The organism is Phyllobacterium sp. 01N428, from assembly GCF_056399405.1.
The window spans coordinates 59,652-78,329 of sequence record NZ_JBFTRH010000004.1; the positions used below are offsets into that span (position 1 = coordinate 59,652).

Genomic DNA, 18,678 nt, shown 5'->3' on the forward strand with positions numbered 1-18,678 from the left:
AGCTATTTTTTCCGGATGACGGTCAGCACTTCCTTGCTGGGATGACCGTCCGGATCGAGTCCCATCTGCTTCTGGAACGCCTGGATGGCATCCCGCGAGCTCGTACCGATCTTGCCATCGACCTTGCCGTCATAATAGCCGAGTTCGCGCAAATGGCTCTGCAATTCTTCGCGCTCCTTCATGGTGATCGGCGTGAAGGGGCGGTTCCAGTCCTGGCGCAAGCCCGGGGCACCGGCGATCTGGTCGGCGAGCAAACCCACGGCGAGCGCATACTTGTCGGCATTGTTATAGTTCTTCAACACGAAGAAGTTGCGTGTCATCAGGAACGAAGGGCCGGCACGACCGTCCGGCACCTTAAGCGTCGCCTTCTCGCTGCCGCGGGGGAAGGGCTTGCCATTGGCGCGCACGACGCCAAGCTGCTGCCATTCGGCGATGGTGTGCGAGCCGCCGGGGAGTTTGCGGCCGGCCGGCAGGACAACTTCATAGCCCCAGGTGCGGCCGCTCTCCCAGCCATTCTTGCGCAAGAGGTTTGCGGCAGTGGCGAGCGCATCGGGTACGGAATTCCAGATGTCGCGTTTGCCATTGCCGTCCATGTCCACCGCGTATGCAAGATAGCTGGTCGGAATGAACTGGGTGTGACCGAGCGCGCCCGCCCACGAACCCGTCAGATGGCTGCGGTCGATGTCACCGGTCTGCAGAATTTTCATCGCTGCGACAAGTTGCGTGCGCGCATATTTTGCCCGGCGCGGATCGGCATAAGCGAGCGTCGCAAGCGAACGCACCGCGTCGCGCATCACATCGTCGCGTTTCATGATCTCGCCGAAATTGGTTTCCATCGACCAGATGGCAAGCAGGATGTTGCGATCGACCCCGAAGGATTTTTCGATCGCTCCGAGCCAGCGGCTATACTTGCGCGCCATTTCGCGGCCCGTCTGCACCGAATGCTCATTCACACGATTGTCGAGATAGCCCCAGACCGGTTCGGTAAATTCCGGCTGAAATTGAGCCTTCTGCAGGACTTCCGGGTCGATCTCCGTCACGCCGGCGAAGGCACGCTGGTAGGTGGCAGCGGAAATGCCGCTGCTCAACGCGGTTGCGCGAAAATCCTGTATCCAGCTTTGGAACTTCGCGTCGGCTGCCGCGATCCCCGTCGATCCTGCCAGTCCAAGGCATGCAACCGCTGCAGCGATCATGACGCGCCGTGCGAACCCCGTTGAACTCACCATTATGTTTTCTCCTCGAACTGTGTTTCCACATTTTTGGGTCAAACGATAAAATAGACATGGCAAAGTTAGGAATTGGTTTACCATGCATCGGCAAACGCGCGCTGCCAGGCTACATTAACAACGGCAACGAATATTTATTTTACAGCGTTATGTATTTTGGGTCTTTGAGACCGAATTGTCTAGCGCATAAACCCAGAGCCGGCGGCGGTTTTGTACAAGTTTATGCGTAAATTTGAAATGATACTGTTCGCTTGCATCTTGTGCAGAATGCATCGTCAGTAATCGAAGCGTGCAACACTGACGAGGTAACGATGACGACGAGAAAGCAAATCCGTAAGGCCGTCTTTCCAGTTGCGGGTTTTGGTACCCGCGTGCTCCCAGCGACAAAATCCATTCCCAAGGAAATGCTGACCGTTGTCGACAAGCCGGTCATCCAATATGTGGTGGATGAGGCGCGCGAGGCCGGCATCGAGCATTTCATTTTCGTGACCGGACGCAACAAGGCTGTCATCGAGGATTATTTCGACGCGCAGTACGAGCTCTATGCCACGCTCGCAGAACGCGGCAAGACCGGACTTCTCGAGGAACTCCAAGGCATCCAGCCAGGACCGGGAACAACGAGCTTCACCCGCCAGCAGGTGCCCATGGGGCTTGGCCATGCGGTCTGGTGCGCACGCGACATCGTCGGCGATGAGCCATTCGCGCTATTGCTCCCTGACATGATCATGCAGCCCGAATCGACCGGTTGCATGGCCGATATGGTGGAGCTCTATAACCAGTCAGGCGGCAATGTCATCGCCGTGCAGGAATGCGATCCGGCCGAAACGCATAAATACGGCATTGTCGGTCAGGGCAGGCCGGTCGGCAAGGGTTTCGAATTGACCGAGATGGTCGAGAAGCCGGCCAAGGGCACGGCGCCGTCCAATCTTTACATCAATGGCCGTTACATCCTCCAGCCGGAAATCTTCGACATTCTCGAGCATCAGGAGCGGGGCGCAGGCAATGAAATTCAGTTGACCGACGCCATGCTGAAGTTGACGAAGGAACAGGACTTCTTCGGCTACCACTTCCGGGGACGTACCTATGACACCGGGTCGAAGGAAGGTTTCGTCGAAGCCAATGTCGCCTTTGCCCTGTGGCGCAACGACATCCGCGGCGGCGTTATCGACAATATCGGCAATATGCTGAAGACGATCCAGCCGAAGGACTGAGTGGGCGTTTGGCGGGGAGCCTCGACTGGGGGCTCCCGCTCTCTCTGTCTCCTCTCCGCCGGCATCCTTGTTCGTGGTCCGCGCCGTCACGGAATTTTCCCCTATCTGCCGTCATCGTGGGTCCTCGGGACAAGGGCGCGCGCATGACGGCGGTGGTGGGTAGATAGCAGTGGGGTGTACGAACGCCGTGTCAGTCGCGGAGTGCCGCTGACTTCCGGACGCAAAGGGCCGGCCTCGCCATGGCCGCCTATCGTTGGAGCGTGACCCCTACGAATATGCTGGTCTCGTTCGTATTGCGGGTGTCCACCTCGCTGCGCGTCAGTTCGTGACGGGCGCTGATATCAAGACCGAAGAAACGGTTGAACCAATAGGTAGCGCCGATCTCGGCACCGAAACCCTTGTCCCAGCCGGTATCGTCCTTGTTGTCGCGCAGCGAAACGAAGAGATTAGCCTTGAAATCGAGATTGGCGCGCGCCTGCCGCTTGATGCCGACCGTGCCTTCATAGAAAACAGAGCCGCTATCGCCGGGTGCCGTCGCCCCTTCGATGCGGGTGAGAAGGCCGATATCGACGTCGGTTCCTCGCTGCGGCGACCATTTGATCGCCCCATCAACGCTGAGGCCTTCGACAGCATTAAGGCGATCGTCCTCGATGTCCTGGCGCAGATAGCCGAGCGCCAGTTCTCCCGTCAGCTTTTCACGGATATCGAGCTCGACGCCGCCGCGCAGCCCCGTGCGCATGCCGGAGCGGCGGAAACCATTGGAATCGACGGCTTCATCATACATCAGTTTGCCGATTTCTACCTCGGCGAACGGCTTGATCGCCGGCGACATTTCAAAGCCGCCGCGCAACGCGACACTCGCAAAGGTATTGTCCCGGTCCTTCTGGCTCGTTGTGGTGCCGTCGGAGAATTCGGCATTGCCGTAGGTGGTGTGGTCGACATTGCCTTTGACGTCGGCGAAGAATTGGCCGAATTCCCGGCGCACCCCAAGGTTGGCGTCGATATCCTGCACGGCCGGGCGATTCGAGGTGCCGACGATCGTCGTGGGCGCGCTTGGGTCTTCCTGCCGGTAGCGATAGCCGACCTCGCCCTTTACCGTGGTGCGCGCGCCGAGGTCGAGCTGAAATCCGCTGCGCAGGGCGATGTTGGGTGCCGAATAGTCCTCGCCGGCGAGGGATTTGTCGTAGAGGCCATCAAAATCCAGCCAGGCGGAATGACGCGACCAATCGGTTGTGGCGCGGGCGCGCAGGCGCGTTTCCGACAAAAGCGCGCCGGACCCATCGGAACTGCCGTCGGCATTGGTCGTGGCGCGGAGCCCCGTGCTGATCGACGGGCGCAGCGTTACCGTGCCGGCTCTAATGCCAAAAGGCGCAAAAGGTTCTGGATCGGGGCGAATGGCGCGCCGTTCGATGGCGGGTTCCGGCAGATTGTCGCGCTCGGCCGGGCCCGCTGGCGGGTTTGCCTCCCGGTTCTGCTCGATCGGCGGGTTTGGGATCGAATTGGTCGTCGCCTCGTCAACAGCCGCGCGGAGGCGACGCGACGCCACGGTGCGTGCCGCCCTGTCCTCGGGAATCGGTCCGAACTGATCGACTGGCGGTGACTGGGCGCCAAGATTGTTGCTGTCATCGGCGGGGCCGGAAGGCAGGAGATCGCTGTCCGGCGGAACGCCGCGCAAGCCAAGACCTTCATCGCCCGTCCCAGGCGGAAGCGCGCCGGGGCTCAAGGGTTCGTAGGGTCGCGAGGGGATACCGCTGTCGGGAGGTGGGGTGCCCGTCGGCGGAACGGTATTCTGGGCGAGAATGCGCCGGCTATTGCTCTGTGCCTGCAGCACATTTTCGCCGACGGGACCGCGCAGGGGGGCCTGTTGCTGGGCAAGTGCGTGGGGGGCAAGCACGGTCGTGCCGAGCAGCGCTGTCAGGAGACAGACGATGCTGGCAGGTCTGAAGCTGCCGCCAGGCGGGGCTTCCAAACGTGGGTGCCGAGGATGCATATGCAGGTTTGCCAATGAGTTCGAACGTTGAGGGATGGTAAAGAGGCATGGTTAATGACCTGCTAATTCGCGGTCGTTCGATGCCATTCCCGGGCATTGCCTTGAACAAAAATTGGACAGCCGGGATGCAAAGCGCTAACGGTTCTCGCCATGCAGGCTATCAATCACACCGATCTCGACAAATCCGCAGCGGTCGAATCCGCCAAACGGACCATCTCAACCGAAACCGACGGTCTCGTTGCGCTGAGCGAAGCGCTCGGCGGCCCGTTGGCCGAACCGTTCTGCCGCGCCATCGAAAAGATCGCCTCGATCCGCGGGCGGATCATCGTGACCGGGGTCGGCAAGAGCGGCCATATCGGTTCGAAACTAGCGGCGACATTTGCTTCGACCGGCACGCCGGCGTTCTTCGTGCATCCCTCGGAGGCAAATCACGGCGATCTCGGCATGATCGCGGTCGACGATGCGATCATTGCCCTGTCATGGTCGGGCGAGACGGCGGAACTCAAGGGCATCGTCAGTTATGCGATGCGCTTCCGTATTCCGCTGATTGCGGTGACGGCCGGCGAGACGTCGGCCTTGGCGAATGCCGCCGATGTGGTGTTGCTGTTGCCCCGCGTGACGGAAGCCTGTCCGCATGGTCTTGCGCCGACGACATCGACGCTGATGCAGCTTGCCATGGGCGATGCGATTGCCATCGCATTGCTGGAGGCACGCGGTTTCACCGCCGGGGATTTCAAGACCTTCCATCCGGGCGGGTCGCTCGGCGCCAGCCTGACCCATGTACGCGAGATCATGCATAGCGGCGACCAGATACCGCTTGTTCCGCTCGGAACGCCCATTCCCGACGCAATGAAGGTGTTCGCAGCCAAGCGCTTCGGCTGCATTGCAGTGCAGAACGAGGAAGGTACGCTCGCGGGCATAATCACCGACGGCGATCTGTCGCGCAACCTGCATCGCAACCTCATCGCCATGAATGTCGAAGACATCATGACGCGCAATCCGAAGACCGTGCCCCCGACCATGCTGGCGAGCGCCGCCCTTGCGCTACTCAACCAGCACAATATTGGCGCGCTGATCGTGACCGAGAAGAACTATCCGGTTGGGATCGTGCATTTCCACGACCTGTTGCGTATTGGAGCGGCCTAGGCTGCTTCGACGACCAGGATCCCATGATCGACGGCGGTTATGCGCACGCGCGTGCCGGCGGCGAGATCCGGTCCGTTAACCCGCCACAGACTATCGCCGACGCGGGCTCTGCCGCGTCCGTTGACGGTTGCTTCCTCCAGCGTGACGACAAGACCGACCATCTGTTCGGCGCGGCGATTCAGCAATGGCTCGTCGGAGACGGCATCTGTCGCGCCGATAAGCTTGCGGCCGATGAAGACGGCAATTACGGAAAGCACAAGGAAGATGATGACCTGGATTTGCCAGGTAAGCCCGAGCGCCTCGGCAAAGAGGATCGCGAGCCCGCCGACGATGATGGCTGCGATGCCGAACCACAGGAAAAAGATGCCGGGCGCCGCAACTTCGAAGATCATCAGCACGAGGCCGAGCACCACCCAGTTCCATGGCCCAAGTTCGGTAAACAGGCGCTCAAGCATGGCTATGCTCCTTCGCCGGCGTCAGCTATTCGTTCCGCCAGTACCGGGCACCGTTCGGCCGCGCACCGGTGGCGTCGAGGGTGATGGCGAAGCCGGTTGCGCGCCGTCGCCGAAGACATCGCGCGCGAGCGCGCCAATGCCTCCCAGCGTGCTGACGAGTGAAGACGCTTCCATCGGCATGAAGATGATCTTCTGGTTGGAGCTTCCAGCAAACTTGCCGAAAGCTTCGGTGTATTTCTGGGCAACGAAATAATTGAGCGCCTGGACGTTTCCACCCGCAATGGCGGCAGAGACGATTTCCGTCGCCTTGGCCTCGGCTTCCGCCAGGCGCTCGCGCGCTTCCGCCTCGCGGAAGGCGGCTTCGCGCCGCCCTTCAGCCTCGAGAATCTGCGACTGTTTCAGACCTTCGGCACGCAGGATTTGCGCCGCCCGCGTGCCTTCGGCTTCAAGAACGACCGCACGCTTGTCGCGCTCGGCTTTCATCTGCCTTGCCATTGAATCGAGCAGATCCTTTGGCGGGTTGATATCCTTGATCTCGACGCGTGTCATCTTGATGCCCCACGAATGCGCCGCCTCGTCGACGACGCGCAGCAGCCGGTCATTGATTGCATCACGGTTGGAGAGAAGTTCGTCGAGCACCATCGAGCCCATGACCGTGCGGATATTCGTCATCGTCAGGTTGAGAATGGCGTTCTGCAGGCCGCTCACCTGATAGGCCGCCTGCGGCGCGTTGAGGATCTGGTAGAAGGCGATGCCGTCGACGGCAATGTTGGCATTGTCCTTGGTAATGACTTCCTGGGTCGGAACGTCAAGCACCTGCTCCATCATGTTGAGCTTGGCGCCGATGCGGTCGAAGAAGGGCACGATCAGGTTGAGACCCGGCGCGAGCGTGCGCGTATAGCGGCCGAAGCGCTCGACGGTGTAATTATAGCCCTGGGGCACCGTCTTGACGCCGGCAAACAGGACCACGAGCACAAGGATGACCAGAACCGGTATGGTGAAGTCGAATCCGCTCAACGGCATGCTGCTCTCCCTGGCCGACAACCGCTCAAGCGGCGTTACGAAATGTTACCGCCCGTGAGCCGGCAAGCGCAAGATAGAACAAAGCAGCGATTCGAGCGAGCCCGCGGGGTCCCTCTAAATCCAGCCCTGCAATTCGCGGCGCACAAGGGTCTCGATGACCTTCATGCCTTCCTGCGAATCATTCAGGCAGGGGACATGCGTGAAATTCACGCCGCCATTGTGATGGAAGATTTCCGCGCCTTCGCCGGCAATCTCTTCTAGTGTTTCGAGGCAATCGGCAACGAAGCCCGGATTGAAGACGGCGACGGACTTCACTCCGTCCTTGGCAAGCTGCTCCAACGTCTTGTCGGTATAGGGTTGCATCCATTCCTCCGGGCCGAAACGCGACTGGAAGGTGGTGATAAGCCTGTCTTCGCCCCAGCCGAGCCGTTCGCGCAGCAGTCGCGTCGTCTTCCAGCAGTGGCATGGATAGGGATCACCGCGCTTGAAGTAGCTTTGCGGGATGCCGTGATAGGAAGCGATGAGCAATTCGGGCTCATAGCTCAGCGACGCGTAGTGCTTTTCGATCGAGGTCGCCAGGGCATCGATATAGGCCGGCTCGTCCTGATAGGAAGGAACGGTACGGGTCGCCGGCATGAACCGCATTTTGACCAGCGCCTCGAAGAACTTGTCGTTCACCGTTGCCGTGGTCGTCGCTGAATATTGCGGGTAGAGCGGGAACAGGACGATACGTTTGCAGCCCTGCCGGTCGAGCCGCTGCAGCGCTTCCTCGATGGAGGGCCGGCCATAGCGCATGCCCCAGTCGACGACGACGTTGGGATGGGCGGAAAGCGCTGCGGCGAGTTTTTCGCTTTGCGAACGCGTATAGGTGCGCAAGGGCGACTCATTGCGCTCGCGGTTCCAGATCTTGTCGTAGAGCGCGCCGGATTTCTTCGGGCGGGTGTTGAGCACGATCCCGTAGAGCACCGGCAGCCAGATGGCCCGCGGCCACTCGATGACGCGCTTGTCCGAAAGAAATTCGGCAAGGTATCGCCGCATGGAAACCTTGTCGGTGCCATCGGGCGTTCCAAGGTTGACGAGAAGAACGCCGACCTTCGACGTTTCGATTGCCGGATGATCGCCGGGCTTGCGCACCGCCACCCGGGCCTCGTCTGAAATTGCCATATCCATACTCCACGCTTGCGCGGTGGAACGTAGAGCGGGCAGGCTTTATTGCAAGAGTGCGAAAGGCCGCATGCTTGTCCTTGGATTTTGATGCGATGATCAACCTCGAGGGATGCTGTGGTTCTGAACAAATGATCATGGATCCTCGGGACAAGGGCCCGAAGATGACGGCAGTGGGAATGGACGATGGCAGTGTGGTTACGACGGCGGTGCTGGTGGCGCTGGTCCTGGCGATCACGGTCGAGTAGTTAGAGCGGATGGTATCGGTGCTCACAGCGCCATCAAGTCGCAGCGTTGCCTCCCGCGCGAGCCGATCGCGTCGCGGCGAAGCCGCCGGCTTCAATTGGCAACTACGGGAGCGGAGGGTTTCATCGATTTCCCGGCTGCGCGCTGCAATCTTTGACCCTCGCCGCATCGCGTCCGCCTGCTCCACCGACCCAGCCCCTCCGCTCGTCATCCTCGGGCCCTCGTCCCGAGGATCCACTTTAGGCGCGGTCATGTACAATCAGGCTAAAGGCCGGGCACCTTCATTTGCGCGCCGATCGGCAGCTTCAGCGGTTTCATCCCGGGATTGGCTCCGGCAAGCTTCTTCCATTCGATGCCCTTGCCGTAAATCTCCTCAGCAATCTCCCAGAAATTGTCGCCGCGCTTGATCGTATAGCTGTCCGGATGATGATTGGCGGCGGTTTGCGCGGCCGGCTTTGCCGGTTCGGGCGCCTTCGGCGTTTCGGGCGGCGCTGGGGGCGCTGGCACCGGATCGACAACCGGCGCGGCCATCGTTATGCGCCCATCCGTATAGGGTTTGTAGGGGACGTGCTGGCCGAGATAATCGGCAAGAACGAGTTCCAGTCCCGGACCGTAATCATACGCGTTGACTGCGTTCGTCGAGAAGATTTTGTAGCCGTCGCCGCCGGCGCGCATGTAATTATTCGAAACCACGCCATAGGTTGCGCCAGGATCGAGCGGCCGAAAGCTGTCGCCCTGCATCACCGCTATATCGGAGATGCGGCTGCCGACCGGCTTTGATATGTCGAATGTGTATTTGAGACCGGCAACCTGCGGGAAGCGCCCCGCGCCCTGGTCGATCTGGCTGACACCATTTTCGAGTGCGGCAGCGACATCCGATCCGCGCAACTGGAATGTCGCCAGCGTATTCTGGAACGGCAGCACGGTCAGCACTTCGCCCATGGTCACGTCGCCCGCATCGATCGAGGCACGCAGGCCGCCACCATTGATGATGGCGATCGTCACGCCCTGGCCCTTGACCCGGTCCAGCATGGCATCGGCAACGAGATCGCCCATGCTGCATTCGCGGGCGCGGCACACCTCGCGGGCGGCTTCGATCACGCCGGTCGACTCGCCGACCTTGCGCGACTTCAATTCCTCGATTGGCTGGGCGAGTTCCTTGATACGGGCGACGAAGGCCGGGTCAGGCGTCACGGTCGAATCGAGGAGGATGGGCGCACCCTTGCTCTTGATGACATTGCCCTCGTCGTCGAAGGTGACCTTGAGTTCGCCGAGATACTTCGAATAGGATTTGGCCTGGACGATCGGCACATCGCGGCCGGAAGGGCCTTTGACCAGCGTCGGATAGGGGCCGATTGCTTCGGGATCGGTGTTGGAGAGCAGCGTATGGCTGTGGCCGCCGACGATGACGTCGATGCCGTCGACCTTAGCCGCCAATTCCTTGTCCCTGAGATAGCCATCGTGATTGAGCGCGATGATCTTATTGACGCCTTCGCCCTTGAGGGTGTCTACAACCTTCTGCAATGCATCGGCTTCATTCGCGAATTTCACGCTCGGGCCAGGGCTGGATATTTCCGCCGTATCGGTTGTCAAGGCCGAGATGATGCCAATCTTCTGGCCGCCGATCTCCTTGATGAGATAGGGCTTGAACTTGCCGGCGATCGGCGAATCCGGCGCGGCTTCCGTATTGCTGGAAATGATCGGAAACTTCACCTTTTCGAGGAACTTCGCGAGGCTTTCCGGCTTGTCGTCAAATTCGTGATTGCCGAGGGCCATCGCGTCGAAGCCCATCTGGTTCATGAATTCGGCGGTGTCGTCGCCCTTGTAGGTCGTGTAGAACAACGAACCCTGGAATTCGTCGCCGGCATCGAGGACGATAACATTGCCGCCATCCTTCGACAGCGCGGCGCGGCGCTCGTCGATCTTGGCCTTGACCCGGGCTATGCCGCCGAAGCACTCGTTCTTGGCTGTTTCCTCAGCCGAGCAGGTCGAATCGTACTTGTTTATCGGCTCAATGCGCGAATGCTGGTCGTTGATATGCAGGATGTTGAGCGTATAGTCGGCCATCGCCGCACCGGCCGACAGGCCAACCACTGAAGTTGCAACGAGAAGTCGGGCAATAATTCCGGACATGATCTGCTCCCGGTTGACTGGCTCCAAATCGGCGCGTGGAGCATCGGTTGACGAGCAATGGTTTCATTCCTTTGACCGCCATGCAATCGAGCAATTGGTCGAATGTTTCGGCGTCAGCCCGTTTGCGGGCCGCGCCGCGTCAGCGAAAATTGCTGGCCGCTGGACGAGGTGCAGTTGAGCTGGCCGGTGCTGACGAGGGCGCAATTCACCTTGGACTGGGTGCCGCGCGCGAGCGAGCGCATGCTGATCTCGATCAGATTGGCGGAGGCGAAGCGATAATTGCCTTCAGCGAGTTTTTCCTTGGTATCATTGGCGCGGGTCTCGAAGACGCCGCCGTTGAAATTCGAGAAGGCGACGCCCGAGGTGTCGAACCATTGGCCCTGGACGGCGTCCGTCGGCTTGGCGACCTGCACGCCTGCGCCATCCTGCATGGACCCGCTCACGCAGCCGGCAAGGGAAAGGCTAAGCGTAACGGCGACGGGCAGCGAAAAACGTCTCATCCAATATTCTCCCATGGTTCTGGATATCTAGATGCCGTTAAAATCAAGCAGAAACAAGACCTAAGTTTAGTTGCAGACGTGAAGTGTTTGAGGCTACCATTTGTTCCATCCAGACATTCAACTCTCGGTATGCATCCAGCTTGACACTGTTCCCAGCGGGTCTAGATGATCGTTCGAACCGCGACAGGCAGGGATGCGATCAATTCCTGCCTCGTTCTTCGCCGGTCCACCATATAGTTGTGTGATGACGATCACGCGAACGACCCGCAACGGCTTTCCGCGTGCAAAACTGACGCGAATGTCTGCAAATGGGCTTAGGCGCGGTCAGGCGGTCAGGAGAATCGCTTTGAAGCTTGGGTGCCGCACCCTCGGCGGTTCTACTGGTCGTCTTCGCAGAGTCATTCTTGCAAGATGGATCCTCGGGACAGGCCCGAGGATGACGGCGAGGGGTAGGGAATGACGCTCGGAGGCGGATGAAAACGGCAGCCCGGAGGCTGCCGTTTGCGTCACGAGCGGACGAGGATGTTGCGGAACTGCCAGGGATCATCCATGTCGAGATTTTCCTTGAACAGACCCGGCCGGTTGTGGAGCGGCGTCCAGTCCGTATAGTGGCCCTTGAGCGGTCCGAGATAGGGCGTCTGCACCTCGAGGCAGCGGCGGAAATCCATCTCGTCGGCTTCTACAATGCCGGCGTCCGGATTTTCCAGCGCCCATACCATCCCCGCCATGACCGCCGACGAGACCTGAAGTCCGGTCGCGTTCTGGTAAGGGGCAAGCTTGCGCGCTTCCTCGATCGTCAGTTGCGAGCCGTACCAGTAGGCGTTCTTCTCATGGCCGTAGAGCAGAACGCCGAGTTCATCGGCGCCATCGACGATTTCAGACTCGTCGAGCACGTGCTGGATCGCTTGCGGCTGGCCGGCGGCACCGAACATCTCGTCGAGCGACAACGTCGCGACGTTCGCGGGATGATAGGCATAATGGCAGGTCGGGCGGTAGGAAACCTTGCCCTTCTTGTCATGCACCGTGAAGAAATCCGCGATCGAGATCGACTCGTTATGGGTCACCAGCAGGCCGAACTGCGCGCCTTCGGTCGGGCACCAGGTGCGAATGCGCGTGTCGGCGCCAGGCTGCTCAAGGAAAATCGCCGCCTTGTTGCCCTTCTTTTGCTTGCGCGCATTTTTCGGCATCCACTTTTCATGGGTGCCCCAGCCGAGTTCGGCGGGCTGCAAGCCTTCGGAAATGAACCCTTCGACCGACCACGTATTCCAGAATGCGCCGAAGGGCTTCGGGTCGCCAGCGCGCTGCGTATCGCGCTCGGCAATATGGATGCCCTTGACGCCGACCTTGCTCATCAGCTTGGCCCAGCCCTTGCGGTCGTCGCGTGCCGGTTCGCTATGGTCGATGCCGAGATCGCGGGCGAGCTCGAGCAGGCCCTGCTTGACGAACCACGACACCATGCCGGGATTCGCGCCGCAGCACGAAACAGCGGTCGGTCCCCCCGGATGCTTCTTGCGCTCCGCCAGCAATGTCTGGCGCAGCGCATAATTGGTGCGGTCGGCATTGTCCATGTCGTTGTCGTAGTAGAAGCCGATCCACGGCTCGATCACGGTGTCGATATAGAGTGCGTTGTTCTTGCGGCACAAATGCATGATATCGACGGAAGAGGTGTCGACGGAAAGATTGATACAGAAGCCTTGGCCGCCGCCTTCGGTAAGAAGGGGCTTCAAGACGGTCTTGTAATTGTCCTTGGTGATCGCCTGCTGGATAAACCGGATGCCGCGCTCGTCGAGCAGCTTCTTGTTGGCATCGCTGGGGTCGATAACGACCAGGCGGGATTTGTCATATTTGAAGTGGCGTTCGATGAGGGGCAGGGTACCCCGACCGATGGATCCAAAACCGATCATCACGATCGGACCAGTAATTTCTCCATGTATAGGCCATTCAGCCTTCGCCATTTTTTTCGTGCTCCTAATTTTGATCTCCATCATTGAGGCAGCCGCTATAGATCGGCATCAAAGAAACCATAGAGCATAGATGTGACAAAGAGCAAACAACCCTTTGCGCCGCATGTTGAAAATTTCAATCTACTGTTAATCGAGGCGCGATTATAGGGTTCTCAGCGCGGTTAAAAGCCGATCGCGGATCGTCATAATACCTTTGTAGTGCAATTGCGCCGGGTTCAATGCCTCGAGTTGCCGGCAAAAAGCTTCAGCGACGGCTCGGCACTCCGGGTGTTTCTTGAGCGCCTTTATCGGGTCGAGGTGGATGCGGATGGTGAAGAGAATATCGCCGGAGACGGGAAGCTTGCGCAACGTCTGACGCTCGACCCGAACGAAACTCTGCGCTCCAATGTCGTCGTCCGTGTAGAGCGCGCCTTTCTCATGGCTTGCCAAGGGGTGGTAGAGCTCGCCATCCGGCTGAAGCGACCAGTTCATGCGGAAAACCGAGCGGTCCGGGCGCAAATTGTCGAACATGCGCGCGATGAGGCCCGCATTGCGGGTGCCTGCGCCGAAATCCGGGACGGGCGCATGAATCTCTTCCATGGAACGGCCGAATTTTTCGAGAAGGGTCCATGATGACGGAAAGGACAGCGAGGCGGCACCGAGGTGCCAGCCGCGCCTTTCGTCCTTGCGCATGAGCACAAGGTCCTCTTGCACGAGGTTTGCCGCCTGGTGCAGGTAGGGCGTTGCGGCTTCGCCGAGCGCAATGGCATCGTCCCTGCCAGAGACAATGACAGCATCGCCCTTGCGCTCATATCGTTTGGGAAAATGTTCGATGAGGTGGGCGGTCAGCAGGTCGAAAACCTCCTTCTGGCCCGGTTCGCTGCCTGGCCCCTCTACGAAAATCTTCTCGCCGTGGCGTGCAAAAAGCCGCTGCTTTTCGGCAAGATAGCCGAGCAGATGATCGTCAATTTCGATCCAGTCCCTGTGGTCGAGCTGTTGCAAGCCAATGGTGAAAGGTTGCGCCGAACCGTCATAGGGTGTGTGCGTCGGGGCTTGCCAGGGTGACTCTGCATCCATCAGTCGGCGTCCATGGCTTCCAGTTCGTCGATGATGCCTTCGATGACCGAAAGGCCCTTCTGCCAGAAAGCCGGATCGGTGGCATCGAGGCCGAATGGCGCCAGCAACTCGGAATGGTGCTTGGTGCCGCCGGCCTTGAGCATGTCGAAATACTTTTGCTGAAAGCCCGCTTCGGCATTCTGGTAAACCGCATAGAGCGAGTTCACCAGGCAGTCGCCAAAGGCATAGGCATAGACATAGAACGGCGAATGGATGAAATGCGGGATGTAGGTCCAGAAGGTCTCGTAGCCCGGGGCGAAATGCACCGCCGGCCCAAGGCTCTCCTTCTGCACGTCGAGCCAGATTTCGCCGATACGGTCGGAGGTAAGTTCCCCTTCCATGCGTTCGGTGTGAACACGGCGCTCGAACTGGTAGAAGGCGATCTGGCGCGCGACGGTGTTGATCATGTCCTCGGCCTTTTGTGCCAGCATCGCCTTGCGCTCGCGCTTGTCGCGCGTCTGTTCGAGGAGCGATCGGAACGTCAGCATTTCGCCGAAGACGGATGCCGTCTCTGCAAGCGTCAGCGGTGTCGAGGCCATCAAGGCGCCCTGACCGCCCGCAAGCACCTGGTGCACGCCGTGGCCGAGTTCATGGGCAAGCGTCATCACATCGCGCGGCTTGCCCATATAGTTGAGAAGCACATAGGGATGGGCGGAGGGAACGGTGGGGTGTGCGAAGGCCCCCGGTGACTTGCCAGGCCGGGTGGGTGCGTCAATCCAGTTCCTGTCGAAGAACCGGCGCGCAATATCGGCCATTTCGGGGGCAAAGCCGCTATAGGCGGAAAGCACGGTTTCACGCGCATCGTTCCAGGAGATGACCGCCTGTGGCGTTTCCGGCAGCGGGGCGTTGCGATCCCAGTTGTTGAGAAATTCAAGGCCGAGCCACTTCGCCTTCATCGCGTAGTAGCGGTGCGACAGTTTCGGATAGGCGGCCTGAACCGCCGCCGCCAGCGCATCCACCACCTCCCGTTCGACCCGGTTCGCAAGGTGCCGGCTGTCGGCTATATCCTCAAAGCCGCGCCAGCGATCTGAGATTTCCTTGTCCTTGGCGAGCGTGTTGGTGATGAGGGTGAAGGTGCGCAAATTGTCCTTGAATGTTGCAGCGAGTGCTTCGAATCCAGCCTTGCGGAGAGCCGGATCTGCATCCTGCAGCAGGTTCAGAGTGGGCTCCAGCGCCATTTCTTCGCCGTTTACCGTAAACCGCAACGCCGTCATCGTTTCGTCGAACAGACGGTTCCAGGCACCGCGCCCGGTTATCGACTTTTCGTGGAACAACTGCTCCAGTCGGTCTTCGAGCTGGTAGGGCTTGTCCTTGCGCAGATCCGTCAGCCAGGGGCGATAGTGACCGATTGCGGGATTGTCATTCATCGCCTTGTCGAGAATGGCGTCATCGATGCGGTTCAATTCGAGACTGTAGAAGATGAGGTGGGTGCTGGCATCCGTCATCTTCTGCTGGATGTCGCCATAAAGCTTGGCATGCTTGGGGTCCGACGTATCACCGGCATAGACGAGGCCGGCAAACGAGACGATCTTGCCGATCAACTCTTCAAGCGCCTCGAACTCGGTGATGGATTGAACGAAGTCGCCCCCGTTCGGCTTTCCGGCTTCAGCGGCAAGTTTGCCCTTCCAGCGGTCTTCGAATGACACCGCAAGCGCGTTGGCGCGGACGAGATCGGCCTTGAGTTCACTGCTGTCCGCGGAAGGATAAAGATCCGCCAGGTTCCATACTGGAAGCGCGCCGAGTGCGGCCTGGTCGGCCTTCGCCGGATTGCCAGCACACTTTGCAGGAGCAGCCCGCACAGCATCTTCGCCTCTGTATCTATCTGTTTCCAAAGTCATTTCAGCACCATGTTAAAGCAGTGAAACAATCCGTGAAGGATCGAATCGGAGTGATCAGTCGGAAATTGCTAAACCTTAAAAACGAGTTTGCAATGGTCCTAGTAGCATCTAGCTTATTTTACATTGAAGCACTTTTTAGACTTTTGCAGGATGGATTCATTCGTTAAAACGCCTTAATTGTGCTGTTAACAACCCGTTGACCATGTCACAAAACGATGGATTCTTCGTGCGTTTTTGCCATGCTCTCAACGTATTTGTTCTTCAGTAAAGCGACCATTAACCATTAAATCCGATAATTCAGCCATCCGGGGGTTGTGTATCGCGGTCAGGGTTGGGACGAAATTGGCATATATGAAGCATGCAAAGAACGGCGGTTTGACGGTTGCCTCGCTCGCGCGTACTGCGTGGTTTGCCGTCACAATGATCTTCGCGTCGATGCTCTTTGCCTCCACCCAGGCAAATGCAGAAACCCGCACCCTCAAGCTCTACGCCGTCCACACGAATGAACGCATCGAAGTCACGTTCAAGAAAGATGGCCGATTCCAGCAGGATGGTTTGAACAAGCTCAACCAGTTCCTGCGCGACTGGCGCCGCAACGAACCCACCAAGATGGATCCGCGCCTGTTCGATCTGGTCTGGCAGATTTACCAGACGGTCGGCGGTCGCGACTATATTTATGTTGTCTGCGGCTATCGTTCGCCATCGACCAATTCCATGTTGCGCTCGCGCTCGCGCGGCGTTGCTGAAAAAAGCCAGCATATTCTGGGCAAGGCCATGGACTGGTACCTGCCGGGCGTGAAGCTGCAAACGCTTCGCTACACCGCCTTGAAGTTCCAGGCCGGCGGCGTCGGTTACTATCCGACATCCGGCTCGCCCTTCGTTCATACCGATGTCGGTAATGTGCGCTATTGGCCGCGCATGAGCCGCAAGGAACTGCTCACCGTATTCCCCGATGGCAAGACTTTGCACATTCCTTCGGATGGCAAGCCGCTGCCTGGCTATGAACAGGCCGTTGCCGCCTATGAAGCGCGCCGCCGCAATGGTAGCTCCATCCAGATCGCCAGCGCTTCGCGCTCCGGCCGCAGCAAGACGTTGTTCGGCATGCTCTTTGGCGGCGGTGCCGACGAAGACGAAGACAACAGCGAAGGTTCAGTTGCTGTAGCGTCGGCGGCAAAGCCGGCGAAAAGCACCGTGACCAAGCCCGCATCCGTCGCGGATGAGGCCGAGGGTACGGCCGCTCCGGTCGCGACGACGGCCAAGGCGCCGCAACCGGCCGAACAGGACCAAGCCGGTACGCCGGACGACAGCCAGACATTGGCCTTGAACGTACCGGTGCCGCTGCGCCGCCCCGATTATACGCCGACGCCCGCGCCGGAGGCTCCGGCAACGCTCAACGCGCTAGCGTCCGACAAGGCGACGGTGATAGCTGCTTTGCCCGAGCCGCGTCCCCAGGATAGCGCGAGCGCCATCCGCGAGCTGATCGCGGCCAACCCCGACGATGCCGACAGCGATGCCGGCAAGGCGCAGGCCGAGATGGTCAATGCGCTGGTGCCCGTGCCGTTCGAAAAGCCGAAGCACAATGACATGCTGATGGCGTCGATCGTTCCCGATCAGCGGCCCGCGCTCGCGAGTGCTTCAGCCGTGGCAAACACTCCATCAGCGCAGAACGCTTTGGCCGAACAGGATGTCATCACCATACCGGACGAGGACCCGACACCGGAGGCGCTGCTGCGCCAGTCGGTAGCGGCGTCGCAGCCCAAAGTTCTGCCAACCGTTCAAAGTTCGACAGGTGGCCGCGTGGCTCACCCGCAACCGGCCGCGCAGCAAAACCTGCAATTGGCTTCAGCCGGGCCGATGGCGACGCTGCGCGAGACTATGTTGCATGCCAAAGGCGATCCTGCCGCGATGCTCAACAGCGGCGTCGTGACGACGACGAAGGGTGCCAAACCGCACCGGAAGGCGGCGGAGGAACAGGCTCCGCGGGCAATCCAGGTTGGCAACGAGGTGCCCGATCGCGCGCTCTCGACCCGGCAGGTAGCAGCGGTGGCGCCGCACGTCGAACCGGCAGTGATCCGCAACGCCTTGCTGCGCACCGCGCCGACGACAGTCTATGTCACGGGCTTCCAGCATGATGCGCCGGTCGACGCCAACAAATTCACCGGCAAGGCCGTGACGTTCCTGCAGATCGCAAAGTTCAGCCCGACTAGCGGGTCTTAAGTTCCCCTCCCGCGACACTGAGAGGGTAGTGTTTTATAAGCCACTACAGGCGTTATACGTCACTACCTTCGTCCCACCACCACCACCGCCGTCGTCCTCGGGCCTGACCCGAGGACCCATAACCACGTAGCCGAGCCGCATGCGCCTCCGAATCGAAGGTGGATCCTCGGGACAACGCCCGAGGATGACGGCGGAGAGGAGGGTACTGCGGGGCAGAGGCGGGGGATGCCGCGAGACGCTCGATCCGAGGATGACGGCGGAGGGTAGGGATTAGAGAAGACACCCCTCCGAACCCGTTATTGGCCGTTCAAATCCAGTGTGGAATTAGCAGTGTCGCGGTGGTCGCCGCGGGATAGTGCGGGAATGCGATTGAACTGCGGATAACATCGCGGTCACGTGACCACCTCCCAATGCGTGTGGATAGTATCACCTTATCCGGTAAGACTGGCGTCATGCATACATCGATCCAT

General features: G+C 59.8%; 13 protein-coding genes. 3 read left to right on the forward strand and 10 right to left on the reverse strand.

Annotation, left to right across the window (positions count from 1 at the left end; all coding sequences use genetic code 11):
- Window positions 1-2: 2 nt before the first annotated feature.
- A complete protein-coding gene (locus AC1DNI_RS12130) occupies window positions 3-1,226 on the reverse strand; it encodes a lytic murein transglycosylase (protein ID WP_477692024.1) in 1,224 nt (407 codons plus the stop codon).
- 311 nt (window positions 1,227-1,537) lie between these two features.
- Here AC1DNI_RS12130 and galU point away from each other — a divergent pair, with 311 nt between their 5' ends.
- On the forward strand, window positions 1,538-2,437 hold the full coding sequence (gene galU / locus AC1DNI_RS12135; protein WP_091925786.1) for a UTP--glucose-1-phosphate uridylyltransferase GalU: 900 nt from the start codon (window positions 1,538-1,540) through the stop codon (window positions 2,435-2,437).
- Between the two features lie 247 nt (window positions 2,438-2,684).
- On the opposite strand, the gene AC1DNI_RS12140 is transcribed toward galU, so the two are convergent.
- Window positions 2,685-4,406, reverse strand: coding sequence for an outer membrane beta-barrel protein (locus AC1DNI_RS12140; RefSeq protein ID WP_477692025.1), 1,722 nt, complete (start codon window positions 4,404-4,406; stop codon window positions 2,685-2,687).
- Window positions 4,407-4,577: 171 nt separating this feature from the next.
- On the opposite strand from AC1DNI_RS12140, the gene AC1DNI_RS12145 reads away from it, so the two are divergent.
- Window positions 4,578-5,573, forward strand: a complete 996-nt coding sequence (locus AC1DNI_RS12145; protein ID WP_477692026.1) for a KpsF/GutQ family sugar-phosphate isomerase — start codon at window positions 4,578-4,580, stop codon at window positions 5,571-5,573.
- On the opposite strand, the gene AC1DNI_RS12150 is transcribed toward AC1DNI_RS12145, so the two are convergent.
- From AC1DNI_RS12150 to AC1DNI_RS12185, 8 genes are all read right to left on the reverse strand, one after another.
- The gene (locus tag AC1DNI_RS12150; protein ID WP_477692027.1) at window positions 5,570-6,028 is read right to left on the reverse strand and encodes an NfeD family protein; all 459 of its coding nucleotides are present in this window, start codon (window positions 6,026-6,028) and stop codon (window positions 5,570-5,572) included. The two genes, AC1DNI_RS12145 and AC1DNI_RS12150, sit on opposite strands and share 4 nt — an antisense overlap.
- A gap of 21 nt (window positions 6,029-6,049) precedes the next feature.
- Entirely contained in the window at window positions 6,050-7,045 is a 996-nt protein-coding gene (locus AC1DNI_RS12155) for an SPFH domain-containing protein (RefSeq protein ID WP_477692194.1), read from the reverse strand.
- A 120-nt stretch (window positions 7,046-7,165) separates the two neighbouring features.
- Window positions 7,166-8,215 (reverse strand): ferrochelatase, encoded by a 1,050-nt coding sequence (hemH, locus tag AC1DNI_RS12160; RefSeq protein WP_477692028.1) that lies wholly within the window; start codon window positions 8,213-8,215, stop codon window positions 7,166-7,168.
- A 510-nt stretch (window positions 8,216-8,725) separates the two neighbouring features.
- Window positions 8,726-10,594 carry a 5'-nucleotidase C-terminal domain-containing protein gene (locus AC1DNI_RS12165; RefSeq protein WP_477692029.1) on the reverse strand — a complete coding sequence of 623 codons (1,869 nt, stop codon included), beginning with the start codon at window positions 10,592-10,594 and terminating at the stop codon, window positions 8,726-8,728.
- A gap of 113 nt (window positions 10,595-10,707) precedes the next feature.
- A complete protein-coding gene (omp10, locus tag AC1DNI_RS12170) occupies window positions 10,708-11,094 on the reverse strand; it encodes an outer membrane lipoprotein Omp10 (RefSeq protein WP_477692030.1) in 387 nt (128 codons plus the stop codon).
- Between the two features lie 506 nt (window positions 11,095-11,600).
- Complete coding sequence (locus tag AC1DNI_RS12175) at window positions 11,601-13,049, reverse strand: homospermidine synthase (protein WP_027229508.1); 1,449 nt, start codon at window positions 13,047-13,049, stop codon at window positions 11,601-11,603.
- 150 nt (window positions 13,050-13,199) lie between these two features.
- Complete coding sequence (locus tag AC1DNI_RS12180; RefSeq protein WP_477692031.1) at window positions 13,200-14,114, reverse strand: heme-dependent oxidative N-demethylase family protein; 915 nt, start codon at window positions 14,112-14,114, stop codon at window positions 13,200-13,202.
- A complete protein-coding gene (locus AC1DNI_RS12185; protein WP_477692032.1) occupies window positions 14,114-15,991 on the reverse strand; it encodes a M3 family oligoendopeptidase in 1,878 nt (625 codons plus the stop codon). The genes AC1DNI_RS12180 and AC1DNI_RS12185 overlap by 1 nt, the downstream gene beginning before the upstream one ends.
- 351 nt (window positions 15,992-16,342) lie before the next feature.
- Here AC1DNI_RS12185 and mepK point away from each other — a divergent pair, with 351 nt between their 5' ends.
- Window positions 16,343-18,208, forward strand: a complete 1,866-nt coding sequence (gene mepK / locus AC1DNI_RS12190) for a peptidoglycan L,D-endopeptidase MepK (protein ID WP_477692033.1) — start codon at window positions 16,343-16,345, stop codon at window positions 18,206-18,208.
- Window positions 18,209-18,678: the final 470 nt, after the last annotated feature.